Genomic DNA, 14512 nt, shown 5'->3' with positions numbered 1-14512 from the left:
CCCCCTAGCGGCGGGCGATCGCTGTCACGGCGGTCAGGTCCTCGCCGGTCAGCTCCGCGACGCGGTGGGCCGGCACACCGGCCGCCAGCGCACGCACGAGCAATGCCTCGTGCCCCTCCACGAGGGAACGGTAGGCAAGCAACTCCTCCTCCAGTCGTGCGACGTCCTCAGGCGCGGCATGGTGACGAACCCGGCTCATTTCTTCGTCACTGAGGGGGACGGGAAGACGTTCGGCCTCCTCGGGGATGGCCGACGTCTCCTCGGGAGGCAGCAGGCGAAGACCCGGCGACGAGACCGTGACCCCCTGCGCGTCCAGCCACGCGCGCACCGCGGGCGTCTCCAGGCACGCGAGGTCCGCGACCGCGGCGAGTGGGACACCGAGCGTCGAAGCGGTGTCGTGCAGCAGGACGAGGTAGGCGTCGTCGGTCATCCTCGGTTCCTCACGGGAGGGGGTGGTGTTCTGACGGCCACCCCTATACCCGCGATCGCCGGTCTCACCGGCTGCCGCCCCCACGGCTCATGTCTGTTCGCGCAGGCCCCAGGGCGACCCGTACTCGGTCAGCAGGTCGAGGAACGGGCGGGCCGGCAGGGCCTCGGCGCCGAGGACACCCTCGCCGGACCAGACACCGGTGGCGAGCAGTTCGAGGGCGACGACCGGGTTGACGGCCGTCTGCCAGACCACGGCCTGCGAACCGTACTCACGCATGGACCACTGGTTGTCGACCACGTGGTACAGGTAGACCTCGCGGGGCTTGCCGTCCCTGACGCCGGTGACCCAGGTACCGGCGCAGGTCTTGCCGGTCATCCGGTCGCCCAGGGTCGCGGGATCCGGAAGGCACGCGGCGACCACGTCACGCGGGGAGACCCGCACCGGCCCGGCCGCGCTCGGCACGGTCACCTCGGTGGTCGAGTCCAGGCCCAGCTCGTGGAGGGTCTTGAGCCGGGCGATGAAGTCGTCTCCGAGGCCGTACTTGAACGTGACACGCCGGGCGTCCACCCAGCGGGGGATCAGCAACACCTCCTCGTGCTCCACGTTCACACACTCCACCGGCCCGATCCCCTCGGGAAAGTCGAACACCTCCGGCTCGCTGAAGGGCGCGGTGGTGAACCAGCCGCGTTCCTTCTCGTAGACCACCGGCGGGTTCAGGCACTCCTCGATCGTGGTCCAGATACTGAAGGAGGGAGCGAACTCGTAGCCCTCCACCCGCAGGTCGGCGCCGTCGCGGACGCCGATCTCGTCGATCTCGTCGAACAGCTCGTCCGCGGCGTACCGGGCGAAGACATCGGACAAGCCCGGCTCCACACCCATACCCACCAGGGCCGTACGCCCCGACTCCGCCCAACGCCCGGCCAGTTCGAACTGCGCGTCACCGAGCTTCACCCCGCACTCCTCGTACGGCCGGGAGGCGTGCGGAGCGGACAGCGACATGGCCATGTCCATGTAGTGGGTCCCGGCGGCGAGGGCCGCCCGGAACAAGGGCATCACGAACCGTGGATCAGTGGCGTTCAGCAGGATGTCGCACCGGTGCTCCGAGAGCGCCTGCCGTACCGCGCCCTCGTCGGCGGCGTCGAGGCGCAGCGCACTGAACCGGTCGCCCCGGCCCGACAGCGCGTCGACCGCCGCCCGCGCGCGGGAGTGGTCGTAGTCGGCCACGACCATGTGGGACAGGAACCCCCTGCGGGCGGCGATCCGGGTGACGGCGGTGCCGACACCGCCCGCTCCGACGAGAAGCACGCGCATGACGGAGACCTTTCGTACGGGAGGCTGCTGCCTCCGGATCGCCCCGATGCAACAGGACCCCCTGTTATAAGGTCAACCGTGTTGGCATAAGGGCGCCGCGGCCCGGCCGGGCCGCGAATGGAGGGGACGGATGCCGAAGAAGGTGGTGCCCGAGGAGGCGCGACGCAGGCGCCGGCCGACACGGCATGGCGCGGTGCTCTCGGAGGCCCTCATCGTGGAGACCGCGCTGCGGGTACTGCGCGAGCACGGCACCGCCGGACTGACCGCCCGGCGGCTGGGCGCGGCGCTCGGCGCCGACCCGAGCGCCCTGTACCGCTACTTCACGGGCATGGACGATCTGGCCCGGGCCGTCGGCAACGAGCTGATGGGGCGGGCCCTGGACGGATGGACGGCGGGCCGTGACTGGCGAGCCGGGCTGCGCTCCCTCGGCCTCGCCCTGCACTCCTCCTACCTCGCCCACCCCCAGGCCGCCGTGCTCACCGCCAGCCGGGTGAGCGGACGGGCGCGCGAGATCGCCGTGGACGAGACGATCCTCGGCATCCTGCGGGGCGCCGGGCTCACCGATGAGGCCGCGGTCCGCTTCTACCACGCGTTCATCGACATGACCCTGGCCTTCGCCGCGCTCGACGCGGGTTCCCTGGCCCTTCCGGAGGAAGCCCGCGGAGCCGACGAGGACATGTGGGCGTCCACCTATGCCCGGCTGCCCGCCGAGTCCCACCCGAACATCGCCGCGACCGCCGACCGCCTCGCGGCCCGCATGCCGCACAGCGCCTACCCGGTGGTCCTGGACACCCTGCTGGACGGCGTCGCCGCAGAACTGGCCGCAACGGCACAGTGAAGTGGCTCATCCGACCGCTGCCGGAATGGCCCACACGGGGGGAGCGGCAGGGGCATACGGTCGAGATGACGACGCACGGTGACCCCACGCGAGCGCGCACGGGCATCGTGGGTCCGACGACCGCCGCAACCCCCGAGGACCCCTCATGCAAGCCATCACCGTCCACGACCGCGAGGCGGGTGCCGACGGGCTCGCCCTGACGGAACTGCCGCACCCGCACGCCGCCGAGAACGACGTCGTCGTGCGCGTCCATGCCGCGGGCTTCACTCGCGGAGAGCTCGACTGGCCCGGTACCTGGACGGACCGGGCAGGCCGCGACCGGACGCCGAGCGTCCCTGGGCACGAACTGTCGGGGGTGGTCGAGGAACTGGGATACGGCACCACCGGCCTCACCGTCGGCCAGCGGGTGTTCGGCATGGCGGACTGGACGCGCAACGGATCGCTGGCCGAGTACACCGCGGTGGAGGCCCGCAACCTGGCGCCCCTTCCCGCGGACGTCGATCACACCGTGGCCGCCGCGCTGCCCGTCTCGGGGCTGACCGCGTGGCAGGGCCTGTTCGACCACGGACGGCTGACCGCGGGACAGACCGTCGTGATCCACGGCGCCGCGGGAAGCGTCGGGTCGGTCGCGGTCCAGCTCGCGCGCGAGGCGGGCGCGCGGGTGGTCGCCACCGGCCGTGCCGCCGACCGGCACATCGTTCTCGCCCTCGGCGCCGACGTCTTCCTCGACCTCGGTTCCGAGCGGCTGGAGGACGCGGGAGAGGCCGACGTCGTGTTCGACGTCATCGGCGGGGAGGTCCTCCGCCGCTCTTCCGCACTCGTACGTCCCGGCGGCACTCTCGTCACCATCGCCGAGCCGCCCGAGGTCGGGCCGGAGAACGGCCGGGCGGTCTTCTTCGTCGTCGAACCCGACCGGGTCCGGCTCACCGAACTCATGCAGCGGGTGCGGGACGGGCGGCTCCAGCCGGCCGTGGGGGAGGTGCGCCCGCTGGCCGAAGCCCCGGCGGCCTTCGCCCCCGGCCGGGGCAGACACGGCCGGACAATCATCCGCGTCGCGTCCGACGTCCCCGTGGCGGCGGGCTCCCGGTGAACGACATCGCGCTCGACGCCCTTCCCGTGCCCGGCACGGCGACGGCGGCGGCCGCCCTGGAGGTGGCGGCCGCCCACCTCTCCCCGGCCCTGCTCAACCACTCGCTGCGCGCCTACGTGTGGGCGGCGGCCCGCGGCACGGCGGACGGCGTCTCCTTCGACCCGGAACTCCTCTACGTCGCCGCACTGTTCCACGACATCGGGCTGGTGCCGGTCTTCGACAGCCACACCGTCGCCTTCGAGGAGGCGGGCGGGCACGTCGCCCGTGTCTTCGCCGCCGGGGCCGGATGGCCCGCCGAGCGCCGCGCGCGCCTGTCGGACGTGATCGTCCGCCACATGTGGCCGCAGGTGGAGGCCGCCACGGACCCCGAGGGCCACCTGCTGGCCCGCGCCACCGCGACCGAGGTCGTCGGCAAGGAGGCGGACGCCTACCCGTCCCGCTTCCGCGACGAGGTGCTGGACCGTTACCCGAGGCTGGACCTCGCGGCGTCGTTCCTGGCGTGTTTCCGGGACCAGGCGGCGCGCAAACCCGACAGCTCCGCGGCCGCCGCGGTGCGCTCGGGACTCGCGGACCGCATGGCCGCCAACCCGCTGGACTCCTCCGCCTGAGTGGGACCGCCCGGTCAGGGCACCCGGTCGCCGACCGCGCAGTGACGAGACACGGGAGATCGACGTGGCGGACGACCCGCATCGCCAGCAGGACCCTACTGATCAGTACCCTCGTCCGGACTTCGCCGGTCAGGACCAGCCGCACCCGGGCTGGACCGGGCCGATGGACCCGCCGCCCGACCACGGTGAGGAGTCGTACCGCGGGTCGGGGCGTCTGGTGGGCCGCAGGGCCGTCATCACGGGCGGTGACTCCGGCATCGGCCGAGCGGTGGCCCTGGCGTACGCCCGTGAGGGCGCCGACGTGATGTTCACCTACCTCGAGCAGGAGCAGGACGAGGCACGGCAGACGTCCCGTCTGGTGGAGGACGCCGGGCGGAAGGCCGTGGCCGTCTCGTGCGACATCCGTGAGGAGCGGAACTGCCGGGCGCTGGTCGACCGGGCCGTGGCGGAGTTCGGCGGCATCGACGTCCTGGTGAACAACGCGGCCTACCAGATGTCCCAGCCGGACGGCATCGAGGCGATCACGACGGAGCAGTTCGACCGGGTGATGCGGACGAACCTGTACGGCATGTTCTGGCTGACCAAGTTCGCGCTGCCGCACATTCCCGAGGGCGGCAGCGTCATCAACACCACCTCCGTACAGGCGTACAAGCCCAGTCCGCACCTGCTGGACTACGCGATGACCAAGGGCGCGATCGTGACCTTCACCCAGGGACTCGCCCAGATGGTCGCGGAACGCGGGATCCGTGTGAACGCGGTGGCGCCCGGCCCGGTGTGGACCCCGCTGATCCCGGCGACGCTGCCGGACACGACCGAGTTCGGGAAGCAGAGCCCGCTGGGCCGTCCCGCGCAACCGGCCGAGCTGGCACCGGCGTACGTCTATCTCGCCTCCCAGGAGGCCGGATACGTCACCGCGGAAATCATGAACGTGACCGGTGGGACGCCTCTGCCCTGAGCGGGGGCCCGAGTGCGAGCGGGCCGCACCGGCCGGGCTCAGGCGGCCTGGGTGAGTTCCGCGCGCCCGAAGAGGATCGCGTAGCCGGAGGGCAGTTGGGCGAGGATGCGGTCGAGCAGGTCCGGTCCGGCGAGACGGCCGACGACGCCCAGGACCGAGCCGACGTCCCAGCGCGTGGTGGCCAGGGTGCCGCCGGTGCGGGTGGCGAGGTCCCGGACGAAGGCCCAGCCGGTCATCGAGTCGGTTGCCGGGATCTGGGCGGCGAAGATCTGCGCCGCCTCGCGGGGGAGACGCGCCGCCAGCTCGACGCGTTCCTCGCCGGTGACGCGGCGGCCGAGGGCGGCCAGGACGGCGGACACGACGTCCTCGGCCCGCTCCCGGGTGGGATAGGCGCCGTGGTACCGGACCTGCTCCAGCATCTGGACGAACGACATGGCCGGCTCGGTGATGGTGATCGTCGTCGGCGCCGTCTGGGACTGCATCGGTGAAGGGTGCCTTTCTGAGTGGAATGGGAAGGGTCGGTCTCCGGACATGCCTGCCGGGCTCATGTGCCGGCCGGGCTCCGGGCGGTGCCGTCCTGCGGACGGCCGAAGAGCAGGTCGTATCCGGGCGGAAGCTGGAACAGGATGCGGCGGGTCAGCTCCTCGCCGGCCGCGTCCGCGGCCACGCTGAGCACGGCCCCGACGTCCCAGGTCGCGGTCTGTTCGGTGGCCCCCTCGATCCACGCCGCGGTGGCCCGCACGAAGCGGTCCGCGGACAGCGGCTCGGTGGCCTGGAGCGGATTGAGCAGGATCAGGGCGAAGCCCTCCGGGAGCCGCGCGGCCAGTTCGGCCCGCACCTCGCCCACCAGGTGGGCGCCCAGGAGGGCCAGCACGGTGCGCGCCGCACGGTCGGCCTCGGCCCGGGTCGGGTACTCACCGCGTTCCTGTACCTGGTCGAGGAACACGTTCCACGGCATGGTCATCGGGATCCTCCTTCCCCCGGGAGGTCGTACCCGCGGGCGGGCGGGGGAGGGGACGCACGGGGTCGTCCCGTCCGCCGCCCGCCGGGAGCGCGGCTTCCGCCTCAGCCGGAGATCTCCTTGTGGTCCGTGCCGACGCCGATCGAGATCTTGCGTGGCTTGGCCCGCTCGGCGATCGGGACGCGCAGGGTGAGGACGCCCGCGTCGTAGTCGGCACTGATGTGCTCGGTGTCGAGGGTGTCCGCGAGCACCACCTGGCGGGAGAAGGCGCCGAAGGGGCGCTCCGAGAGCTCCATCTGAACGTCGTCGCCCTTGGCGGCGGGACGACGCTCGGCCCGGACGGTCAGCATGTTGCGCTCGACGTCGATGTCGATCGCGTCCCGGTCGACGCCGGGGAGGTCGAGCGCGATCACGTACACGTCCCCCTCGCGGTAGGCGTCCATGGGCATCGCGGACGGACGCGACCAGGTGCCGGACGTGCTGGGGAACAGCTGCTGGGTGAGCCGGTCGAGCTCACGGAAGGGGTCGGTGCGCATCAGCATCGTGAGTCACCTCCAGTTCGAGCGGATCCGCTCATGCGCTGGTTCTTGCTTTTCTTGTAGCATGTCATCGGAACGATGACAACCGACGGTGTCGTCAGACGGGTGACACCGGTGCCGGGAGGTGAGCATGGCCGCAGATCCGCAGGAATCCGCACCCCAGCCCGTGTCCTTCCTCGCCGCCGAGGCAGCGCTGGCGGCGATCGAGGAGGCGGTCCACAGTGCCCAGGCACCGCGGCACGGAAGGCAGGCCGGTGACGAGGTCAGCTCCGACCAGGCGCTCGCCGCACTGCTGCTCCTGCGCCAGATGCGCGACCAGCTCGCCGGGTGGGAGACGGGCCTGATCGAAACCGCCCGTGAGGCGGGCGCGAGCTGGGCCGACCTCGCCCGTCCCCTCGGCGTCGCCAGCCGACAGGCCGCCGAACGCCGCTACCTGCGCCTGCGCCCCGGTGCCCCCGGCAGTACCGGCGAACAGCGTGTCCAGGCCACCCGTGACCGCCGCGCCGCCGACCGCGCCGTCACCACCTGGGCCCGGGGCAACGCCGCGGACCTGCGTCAGCTCGCCGGTCAGATCACCGCACTCGCGGGCCTGCCGGACCGGGCCCGTACTCCGCTGGTCCAGGCACTGGGTCGCGACGACGCCGCCGGGCTCATCGGGCCGCTGTCCGGTGCCCGCGAGCACCTCTGCGCGCACCACCCGGAACTGGCCGACCGCGTCGACACCCTCACCCGGCGCACCGACCGGCTCCGCCGCACGGGGGGCAGCGAGGACCAGCCGCCCGGGGAGTGAGAGTCGTACGACGCAATGGCTTTGCGGGCCGTCGACACCGCCGCGCGTCGCGTCAGCGGCGTGCTGCGTGTCCCGCCTCGTCGGCGGGCATCGGGGCGGGGTAGGGCTCGGTGAAGTCCGCCGAGCGGCTGACGCCTTCCCATGCGGTGGCTTCCGCCAGTTGGCGACGGGAGTACTCCTGTGCCATCTCGACGGCGTTGACGCCGAGCAGGAGATGAGAGGGCGGGTTGTCGCGGCGGACCGCCCCGACGATGATGCCGGCGGCGCGCCGCGGATCGCCCGCGGCCCCGGCGTCGCTCTGCCGCATGCGCCGGTTCATGAGGCCGACGGTGTCCTCGTACTCCGCGGGCACCGGCCGCACCGTCATGGAGGAACCGGCCCAGTCGGTGGCGAATCCGCTCGGCTCGACCACCATGACCCGTACGCCGAACGGCGCCGCCTCCACGGCGAGCACCCGGCTGAACCCGTCCACCGCGAACTTGGCCGCCTGGTAGGAGGCGATGCCGGGTGATCCGCCCACGCGACCGCCGACCGAGGAGACCTGGACGATCGTGCCGCCGCCCTGAGCGCGCAGGGTCGGCAGGGCGGCCCTGGTGACGTGGTGGACGCCCCAGAAGTTGGTCTCGAACTGGGCGCGGAAGTCGGCGTCGTCCGTCGTCTCGATCGGTGACACGTTCGCGTACCCGGCGTTGTTGACCAGGACGTCGACGCGCCCGAAGCGGCTGACCGCCGCGTCGACGGCCTTCCGGGCGCCGGCGGCGTCCGTGACGTCGAGTGCGACCGGGAGGACGCGGTCCTCGCCGTACCGCTGTACGAGGTCGTCGAGCTGATCCGGCCGACGGGCGGTGGCGACGACCAGGTCGCCCGCGTCGAGGGCGGCGGTGACCAGGGCGCGGCCGAGGCCGCGCGAGGAGCCGGTGACGAACCAGACCTGCTGCTTGTGCTCGCGTTCTTCCATACCCGTAGTGAAACACCGTTGCGTTAATAATGCAACGCGGTTGCCCTATGCTGAGGGGATGACCGGGTCCGGATTCCAGCGCGCCCGCAGCGCGCAGGCCAAGCAGCAGCGTGAAGAGGCGATCCTCGAAGCGGCCCGCGCCCTCGGCGCCGAGCGGGGCATCCGCGGGATCACGCTGACCGACATCGCCGCCGCCGTGGGCATGCACAAGTCAGCGCTGCTGCGCTACTTCGAGACCCGCGAACAGATCTTCCTCAAGATCACCGCCGAGGGGTGGCGGGACTGGTCCGCGGAGTTGTGCTCCCGGCTGCGCGCACTGCCGAGCGCCGCACCGGAGGCCGTCGCCCAGGTCTTTGCGGTCACCCTGGCGGCCCGGCCCCTGTTCTGCGACCTGCTGGCCCAGGCGCCCCTCAACCTCGAACGGAACGTGTCCATCGAGTCGGTGCGCGCTTTCAAGATCGTGACCCTCGACGAGGTCGGCCGCATCGGCGCCGAGCTGAGACGGCTGCTCGGCATCGAGGAGACCCAGGCCGTGGACGTCATCGCGACGGCCACCAGCCTGGCGGGCGCGCTGTGGCAGATGGCGACGCCCGGTCCGCACATCCAGACCCTCTACCGCAGCGATCCCCGGCTCGCCCACGCGGTCGTGGAGGTCGAACCACGACTGGACCGCGTCCTGGGCGCCCTGCTCCGGGGACTGGCCGACCGATGACGGGAAGGCGCGGACGCCGGACTCGCTCCACGGGCCCGACTCCGACCGGCCGCTTCCATGGGCGACTTCGTGTCTCTTGACGTTCGTCCAACAAGCCCCTCATGATCCGCTCATGAAGAGATCTCCGTGGGCGCGCGCGGGCGCGACGGTCACCGCGAGCCTGTTCCTGCTCGCCCTCGGCACCGGGTGTGGTGGCGGGTCGCAGGACACCGGCTCGGCCGGGAAGCCGGACGACTCCTCGTCGACGTCCACGCAGACCGCCGCCCCGGCCGCGAAGGCGGTCGGCTCCGCCGAGTTGGAGAAGCTCCTGCTGGCGGGGAGCGACCTCCAGGGTTACCAGGTCGACCCCGGCGACGACGCGCTGCCCAAGTCCAAGGAGCAGGTGAAGACCGACAAGGCGGCGTGCGCACCGCTCGCGTACGCCATGGCCGCACTGGCGCCCGGCGACACGCAGGCCGGCGCGAGCAACTCCGTCACCAGGAACCCCGCGTCGGACACCGCCTCCAAGTCCCCCGAGGACATCAGCGAGGCCGACATCGAGAACGCCTTCAAGGTCGAGGTCACCTTCGTGGGCCTCTCCTCCTACGACGGCGACGGCGCCGAGAAGGCCCTGAAGGCGGTCACCGACGGCATCGACGCCTGCTCGGGGGGATTCGTCCTCACGGGGCAGGGCGAGACCCAGAAGATCACGAGGGCCGCGGCGGCCAAGTCCTCCGGCAGCGGCGACGAGTCCGTCGCGTTCTCCGTCGACTCGGACATGGACGGCGAGGGCACGGCCACCTTCACCACCGAGGTGGTGCGTGCCGGCAACACCGTGGCGACGTACTACACGGTCGACCTCGCCACCCTCGGTTCCGGCAAGGTCGCCGCGGTGCCGACGGCCGTGATCGAGGCGCAGACGGCGAAGCTGGCCGAGCGCTAGTAGCCCGCCGACGGAGCGCATCCGCAGACGCGTCCCCTGGCCGGGCGCGCGCCCGGCCAGGAGCGCCCCGCAAGAGCCAGGCCGAACCGCCCTGGTGGGCCTCGGAAGGCCGCGCCTGCGCGGTGTGACGGCCGGACCTCTTCCGGTGCCGGTACCCCATGAGCACGTCGAGTCCGCCGCCCCGCGCACGTACCGGGTGGCGACGGCCGGAGGTTGTCCGGGGCTTGAAGGGGTACCCAGCCGATCTTGAGAGGAGAGTCGTGTCTGAAGAGAATGTGAAGAACGTCTTCGTCGTCGGCCTCGACGAGGCGAACCTGCCGACGCTCCAGGCGGTACCGGGCGCCCGATCACTGCGCTTCCACGGCCTGTTGACGGTGGAGGAGCTCCAGGAGGGCGAGGTCTCGGTGCCCGACATCCTGGAGAAGGCCCAGCGGGAGCTGGACGCCTTCGAGGGAAGCATCGATGCCATCGTGGGCTACTGGGACTTCCCGGTCAGCACCCTGGTGCCGATCCTCGGCGAGCGTTACGGCACCCGCACCACCAGCCTGGAGTCGGTGGTCAAGTGCGAGCACAAGTACTGGAGCCGGCTCGAACAGCGGGAAGTCACCGACTGCCACCCGCGTTTCGGCCGCGTCGACCTGCGGGGCGACCCGCCACGCCCGCCGGAGGGCGTGCGCTTCCCGATGTGGCTCAAGCCCGCACTGTCCTACTCCTCCGAACTCGCCTTCGGCGTGGGCGACGAGGAGGAGTTCCGCAAGGCCGTCACGGAGATCCGGGACGGCATCTCCCGCGTCGGCCGCCCCTTCGAGCGCATCCTCGACCGCATCGACCTGCCGCCCGAGATGGACGGTGTCGGCGGCCGGGTGTGCCTCGCCGAGGAGGAGTGCTCGGGCATCCAGGTCGCCGTGGAGGGCTATGTTCACCAGGGTGAGGTGACCGTCTACGGCACGCTGGACTCCATCGACTATCCGGACTCGGCGTGCTTCCTGCGCCACCAGTACCCCTCCACCCTCCCCCCACAGGTGATCGGGCGGCTGCACGACGTCACCGAGCGCGTGATGCGCCGCATCGGCTTCGACTCGGCGACCTTCAGCGTGGAGTACTTCTACGACCCGAGCAGTGGGCGGATCAACCTGCTCGAGATCAACCCCCGCCACTCCCAGTCGCACGCCGAGCTGTTCCAGTACGTGGACGGGGTGTCGAACCACCACCCCATGCTGGCCCTCGCCCTGGGCGACGACCCGACCATGCCGTACCGGCAGGGGCCGTACGCGATGGCCGCGAAGTGGTACTACCGCTGGTTCACGGACGGTGTGGTGCGCGAGGTGCCCTCGCCCGAGACGATCGCGCGGATCGAGCGGGAGACGCCGGGCGTGCGGATCCACGTCCTGCCCGAGGCGGGCCGACGGCTGTCCGACCTCTCCCAGCAGGACAGTTACAGCTACGAGGTCGCGCACATCTTCACCGGCGGGAACGACGAGGACGAACTGCGCGAGAAGTACGACCACTGCGTGGCGGCCCTCGGGCTCACCATCGACGAGCCCGACGCGGGAGCGCGACGGTAAGGAGTACGCCAGACCCATGCGTTACGTGACCCAACTGCCGCACGAGACAAAGGAAGAAGAGCACGTCGTCATCCCGATGTCCGACGGCGTCCGCCTGTCGGCGCGGGTGTGGCGGCCCCTGTCGTCCGACCACGAACCCGTGCCCGCGGTACTGGAGTACATCCCCTACCGCAAACGGGACCTCACCGCCGTCCGCGACTCGGTCCACCACCCCTACATCGCGGGGCACGGCTACGCGTGCGTCCGCGTCGACCTGCGCGGAACCGGCGAGTCCGAGGGGGTCCTGCGGGACGAGTACCTGGAACAGGAGCAGCGCGACGCCGAGGAGGTGCTGGCCTGGCTCGCCGACCAGCCCTGGTGCGACGGCAGCACCGGCATGATGGGCATCTCCTGGGGCGCCTTCGCCGCCCTCCAGGTGGCGGCCAGGCGGCCGCCGAGCCTCAAGGCCATCGTCATCGCCTCCTTCACGGACGACCGGCACGCCGACGACATGCACTACATGGGCGGCGCCATGCTGTCCGACAACCTGGCCGAGGCGGGCACCATGTTCGCCTACGCCACCTGCCCGCCCGACCCGGCCGTGGTCGGTGACCGCTGGCGCGAGATGTGGCACGAACGCATGGAACACACCCGGCCCTGGGTGCTGGAGTGGCTCCGGCACCAGCGCCGCGACGACTACTGGCGGCACGCCTCGGTCGCCGAGGACTACCAGGCCGTACAGTGCCCCGTCCTCGCCTCCAGCGGCTGGGCGGACGGCTACTCGAACGCCGTCACCCGGCTGCTCGCCCACCTGGACGTGCCCCGCAAGGGGTTGATCGGCCCCTGGTCGCACAAGTTCCCCCACCTCGGCGAACCGGGCCCCGCCATCGGCTACCTCCAGGAGGTGGTGCGCTGGTGGGACCACTGGCTCAAGGGCGTCGACAACGGCGCCATGGAGGGCCCCATGCTGCGCACCTGGATGCAGGACAGCGTGCCGCCCTCCACGTCGTACGAGGAACGGCCGGGACGCTGGGTGGCGGAGCCGTCCTGGCCCTCTCCGAACGTCCACCCGGTCACCCACCCGCTCAGCCGGCACCGCATCGAGGACCCGGTGGAGCAGTCGTCCGACCGGGGCGGGAGGAGCGCGGCAGGCGACGTACTGACCGTGCGGTCGCCCTTGTCCGTCGGCCAGTTCGCCGGCAAGTGGGCCTCCTACAACGCGCCCCCGGACCTGCCCTACGACCAGCGTGAGGAGGACGGCGGTTCCCTCGTCTTCGAGACCGATCCGCTCACCGAACCGCTGGAGATCCTGGGCTCACCGACCGTCGAACTCGACCTGTCGGTCGCCGAACCGGTCGCCATGGTCGCCGCGCGCCTGTCCGACGTGCGCCCCGACGGGGCCGCCACCCGGGTGACCTACGGGCTGCTCAACCTCACGCGCTGCGAGAGCACCGAGCAGCCCGAGCCGCTGGAACCCGGCCGCCGCTACCGGGCCACGGTCCACCTCAACGGAGTGGCGCAGTCCTTCCCGCCCGGACACCGCATCCGGCTGTCGCTGTCCACCTCCTACTGGCCGCTCGCCTGGCCGCCGCCGAGGCCCGCCGAGCTGAGCGTCCACGAGCGGTCCAGCACCCTCACCCTTCCCGTCCGGCCGACGCACCGCCCCGACGACACACCCGCCGACCCGTTCGGCGTGCCGGAGGGGACGCCGCCGCTGACGACGACCACGCTGGCCCCTCCGGAGGAACGCTGGGAGGTACGGCGTGACCTGATCGGCTACGACGCCGAACTGGACATCGTCAAGGACCGGGGCCTGATCCGCTGCGACGACATCGGCGTGGACGTCGGTTGCCGGGCCCACGAGCGGTACGCGGCGACGGCGGACGACTTCACCTCGGCGCGCGGCGAGTCGACGTGGACCATGCGTTTCGGGCGGGACGACTGGGACGTCCGCGTCGTGACCCACACCCGGCTCAGGTGCGACGAACAGAGCTTCTTCGTGGACGCCACCCTCGACGGCTACGAGGCGGGCCGCCGCGTGTTCTCCCGCACCTGGAACGAAACGGTGCCGCGGGACCTGCTCTGAGCACCGCACTCGCCGAGGACGGCACACCGCTCGGGCGGCCGGGCGGGTGCCGTCCGCGCGATGCCCGTAAGATCACGCGGGGGTGATGGCATGGTCATGAAGCACTACGGGTGGTGCCTGGCGACCGCGGCGGCCGTGCTGCTGACCGGCTGCGGCGGCGGCACGGGGAGCGACAGCGCGGACGACAAGGCGGTGGCGCTCACGAAGGAACAGGTGCGGGAGACGCTGCCGGACGGCGGGTCCATGACGGGCTGGCAGGAGGCCGCTCGGCCCACGGCCGTCGAGACGGACGAGCTCTACCGTCGAGAGGCCTGCCCCATCAAGGGCAACGCGGGCTGCGAGAACTCCCGCTTCTTCGGCGTCTCGACCTTCCGGCACGACGACAACGCCGCCCAGGTCAACTTCCTGCTCATCGCCTACGACAGCGAACAGGCCGCCCGCGAGGCCTACGACGTCCTCTGGGACGGCCACTACAGCAAGAAGGCGGGGCCGCGGCCGAAGACGTTCGCGCTCGGCCCGGTCGGCGACGAGCGCGACGCCCGGTTCGGTACCTCCGGCTTCCGGGGTGAGCCCGGCGCCGTGACCCAGACCAGGGTGGGCACGACCCTGCTGTGGACCGAGACGGCTTCCGCGGGCAAGGGCGGCGTCGACGAGGACGTGGTCCGGGACCTGGCCACGGTGCTGGCCGAACGCTCCCGGCAGGCACAGAACGGGCAGACACCTTCCGCCGCGCTCGACGACTGACCGAACCCCACGCCCCCCGCCGGA

At 71.8% G+C, this 14512-nt stretch carries 16 protein-coding genes; 10 read left to right on the top strand and 6 right to left on the bottom strand.

Features of this window, described 5'->3' with window-relative positions:
• Window positions 1-4: 4 nt before the first annotated feature.
• Both ACGH52_RS02905 and ACGH52_RS02900 read right to left on the bottom strand, forming a co-directional pair.
• Window positions 5-430: a DUF6003 family protein gene (locus tag ACGH52_RS02905; protein WP_399937337.1), complete on the bottom strand. Its 426-nt coding sequence runs from the start codon at window positions 428-430 to the stop codon at window positions 5-7.
• Window positions 431-517: 87 nt separating this feature from the next.
• Window positions 518-1741: a saccharopine dehydrogenase family protein gene (locus ACGH52_RS02900; RefSeq protein WP_399937334.1), complete on the bottom strand. Its 1224-nt coding sequence runs from the start codon at window positions 1739-1741 to the stop codon at window positions 518-520.
• Window positions 1742-1871: 130 nt separating this feature from the next.
• Between ACGH52_RS02900 and ACGH52_RS02895 the strand changes: the two genes are divergently transcribed.
• The 4 genes from ACGH52_RS02895 to ACGH52_RS02880 all read left to right on the top strand — a co-directional run bounded on the left by ACGH52_RS02895 (window position 1872) and on the right by ACGH52_RS02880 (window position 5232).
• On the top strand, window positions 1872-2579 hold the full coding sequence (locus tag ACGH52_RS02895; RefSeq protein ID WP_121703625.1) for a TetR/AcrR family transcriptional regulator: 708 nt from the start codon (window positions 1872-1874) through the stop codon (window positions 2577-2579).
• A gap of 145 nt (window positions 2580-2724) precedes the next feature.
• Window positions 2725-3669, top strand: coding sequence for an NADP-dependent oxidoreductase (locus ACGH52_RS02890; RefSeq protein WP_399937331.1), 945 nt, complete (start codon window positions 2725-2727; stop codon window positions 3667-3669).
• A complete protein-coding gene (locus ACGH52_RS02885) occupies window positions 3666-4277 on the top strand; it encodes an HD domain-containing protein (protein ID WP_238696920.1) in 612 nt (203 codons plus the stop codon). The genes ACGH52_RS02890 and ACGH52_RS02885 overlap by 4 nt, the downstream gene beginning before the upstream one ends.
• Before the next feature lie 64 nt (window positions 4278-4341).
• Entirely contained in the window at window positions 4342-5232 is an 891-nt protein-coding gene (locus ACGH52_RS02880) for an SDR family oxidoreductase (RefSeq protein WP_399937328.1), read from the top strand.
• Window positions 5233-5270: 38 nt separating this feature from the next.
• Here the strand turns inward: ACGH52_RS02880 and ACGH52_RS02875 are convergent, their stop codons facing one another.
• The 3 genes from ACGH52_RS02875 to ACGH52_RS02865 all read right to left on the bottom strand — a co-directional run bounded on the left by ACGH52_RS02875 (window position 5271) and on the right by ACGH52_RS02865 (window position 6735).
• Window positions 5271-5714, bottom strand: coding sequence for a DUF2267 domain-containing protein (locus ACGH52_RS02875; RefSeq protein WP_121703622.1), 444 nt, complete (start codon window positions 5712-5714; stop codon window positions 5271-5273).
• Window positions 5715-5776: 62 nt separating this feature from the next.
• Window positions 5777-6196, bottom strand: coding sequence for a DUF2267 domain-containing protein (locus ACGH52_RS02870; RefSeq protein WP_076978105.1), 420 nt, complete (start codon window positions 6194-6196; stop codon window positions 5777-5779).
• Between the two features lie 101 nt (window positions 6197-6297).
• Complete coding sequence (locus ACGH52_RS02865) at window positions 6298-6735, bottom strand: Hsp20/alpha crystallin family protein (protein ID WP_059298685.1); 438 nt, start codon at window positions 6733-6735, stop codon at window positions 6298-6300.
• Window positions 6736-6862: 127 nt separating this feature from the next.
• Between ACGH52_RS02865 and ACGH52_RS02860 the strand changes: the two genes are divergently transcribed.
• Window positions 6863-7522 carry a type III effector protein gene (locus ACGH52_RS02860; protein WP_210976432.1) on the top strand — a complete coding sequence of 220 codons (660 nt, stop codon included), beginning with the start codon at window positions 6863-6865 and terminating at the stop codon, window positions 7520-7522.
• 52 nt (window positions 7523-7574) lie between these two features.
• On the opposite strand, the gene ACGH52_RS02855 is transcribed toward ACGH52_RS02860, so the two are convergent.
• The gene (locus tag ACGH52_RS02855; protein ID WP_121703620.1) at window positions 7575-8480 is read right to left on the bottom strand and encodes an SDR family NAD(P)-dependent oxidoreductase; all 906 of its coding nucleotides are present in this window, start codon (window positions 8478-8480) and stop codon (window positions 7575-7577) included.
• A 58-nt stretch (window positions 8481-8538) separates the two neighbouring features.
• Here ACGH52_RS02855 and ACGH52_RS02850 point away from each other — a divergent pair, with 58 nt between their 5' ends.
• The 5 genes from ACGH52_RS02850 (at window position 8539) to ACGH52_RS02830 (ending at window position 14488) form a co-directional block, all read left to right on the top strand.
• Window positions 8539-9192 (top strand): TetR/AcrR family transcriptional regulator, encoded by a 654-nt coding sequence (locus tag ACGH52_RS02850; protein ID WP_210976433.1) that lies wholly within the window; start codon window positions 8539-8541, stop codon window positions 9190-9192.
• A gap of 112 nt (window positions 9193-9304) precedes the next feature.
• Complete coding sequence (locus ACGH52_RS02845; protein ID WP_210976434.1) at window positions 9305-10114, top strand: hypothetical protein; 810 nt, start codon at window positions 9305-9307, stop codon at window positions 10112-10114.
• 260 nt (window positions 10115-10374) lie between these two features.
• Window positions 10375-11679, top strand: a complete 1305-nt coding sequence (locus ACGH52_RS02840; RefSeq protein ID WP_059298680.1) for an acetyl-CoA carboxylase biotin carboxylase subunit family protein — start codon at window positions 10375-10377, stop codon at window positions 11677-11679.
• Window positions 11680-11695: 16 nt separating this feature from the next.
• A complete protein-coding gene (locus tag ACGH52_RS02835; RefSeq protein ID WP_121703614.1) occupies window positions 11696-13744 on the top strand; it encodes a CocE/NonD family hydrolase in 2049 nt (682 codons plus the stop codon).
• Between the two features lie 96 nt (window positions 13745-13840).
• Entirely contained in the window at window positions 13841-14488 is a 648-nt protein-coding gene (locus tag ACGH52_RS02830) for a hypothetical protein (RefSeq protein ID WP_399937320.1), read from the top strand.
• The last annotated feature ends 24 nt before the right edge of the window (window positions 14489-14512 follow it).

Origin of the sequence: Streptomyces sp. BBFR25 (assembly GCF_044590125.1) — a bacterium.
In the GTDB taxonomy this organism is placed as follows: Bacteria; Actinomycetota; Actinomycetes; order Streptomycetales; family Streptomycetaceae; genus Streptomyces; species Streptomyces canus_D.
Note: the sequence above shows the minus strand (reverse complement) of the source record. Positions and strands in the feature narration are given on the sequence as shown.

Bases quoted from the DNA above. Each gene is read 5' to 3' on its own strand.
- ACGH52_RS02905 (WP_399937337.1), bottom strand. From the start codon at position 430: ATGACCGACGACGCCTACCTCGTCCTGCTGCACGACACCGCTTCGACG.
- ACGH52_RS02900 (WP_399937334.1), bottom strand. From the start codon at position 1,741: ATGCGCGTGCTTCTCGTCGGAGCGGGCGGTGTCGGCACCGCCGTCACC.
- ACGH52_RS02895 (WP_121703625.1), top strand. From the start codon at position 1,872: ATGCCGAAGAAGGTGGTGCCCGAGGAGGCGCGACGCAGGCGCCGGCCG.
- ACGH52_RS02890 (WP_399937331.1), top strand. From the start codon at position 2,725: ATGCAAGCCATCACCGTCCACGACCGCGAGGCGGGTGCCGACGGGCTC.
- ACGH52_RS02875 (WP_121703622.1), bottom strand. From the start codon at position 5,714: ATGCAGTCCCAGACGGCGCCGACGACGATCACCATCACCGAGCCGGCC.
- ACGH52_RS02870 (WP_076978105.1), bottom strand. From the start codon at position 6,196: ATGACCATGCCGTGGAACGTGTTCCTCGACCAGGTACAGGAACGCGGT.
- ACGH52_RS02865 (WP_059298685.1), bottom strand. From the start codon at position 6,735: ATGCTGATGCGCACCGACCCCTTCCGTGAGCTCGACCGGCTCACCCAG.
- ACGH52_RS02860 (WP_210976432.1), top strand. From the start codon at position 6,863: ATGGCCGCAGATCCGCAGGAATCCGCACCCCAGCCCGTGTCCTTCCTC.
- ACGH52_RS02855 (WP_121703620.1), bottom strand. From the start codon at position 8,480: ATGGAAGAACGCGAGCACAAGCAGCAGGTCTGGTTCGTCACCGGCTCC.
- ACGH52_RS02850 (WP_210976433.1), top strand. From the start codon at position 8,539: ATGACCGGGTCCGGATTCCAGCGCGCCCGCAGCGCGCAGGCCAAGCAG.
- ACGH52_RS02845 (WP_210976434.1), top strand. From the start codon at position 9,305: ATGAAGAGATCTCCGTGGGCGCGCGCGGGCGCGACGGTCACCGCGAGC.
- ACGH52_RS02835 (WP_121703614.1), top strand. From the start codon at position 11,696: ATGCGTTACGTGACCCAACTGCCGCACGAGACAAAGGAAGAAGAGCAC.
- ACGH52_RS02830 (WP_399937320.1), top strand. From the start codon at position 13,841: ATGAAGCACTACGGGTGGTGCCTGGCGACCGCGGCGGCCGTGCTGCTG.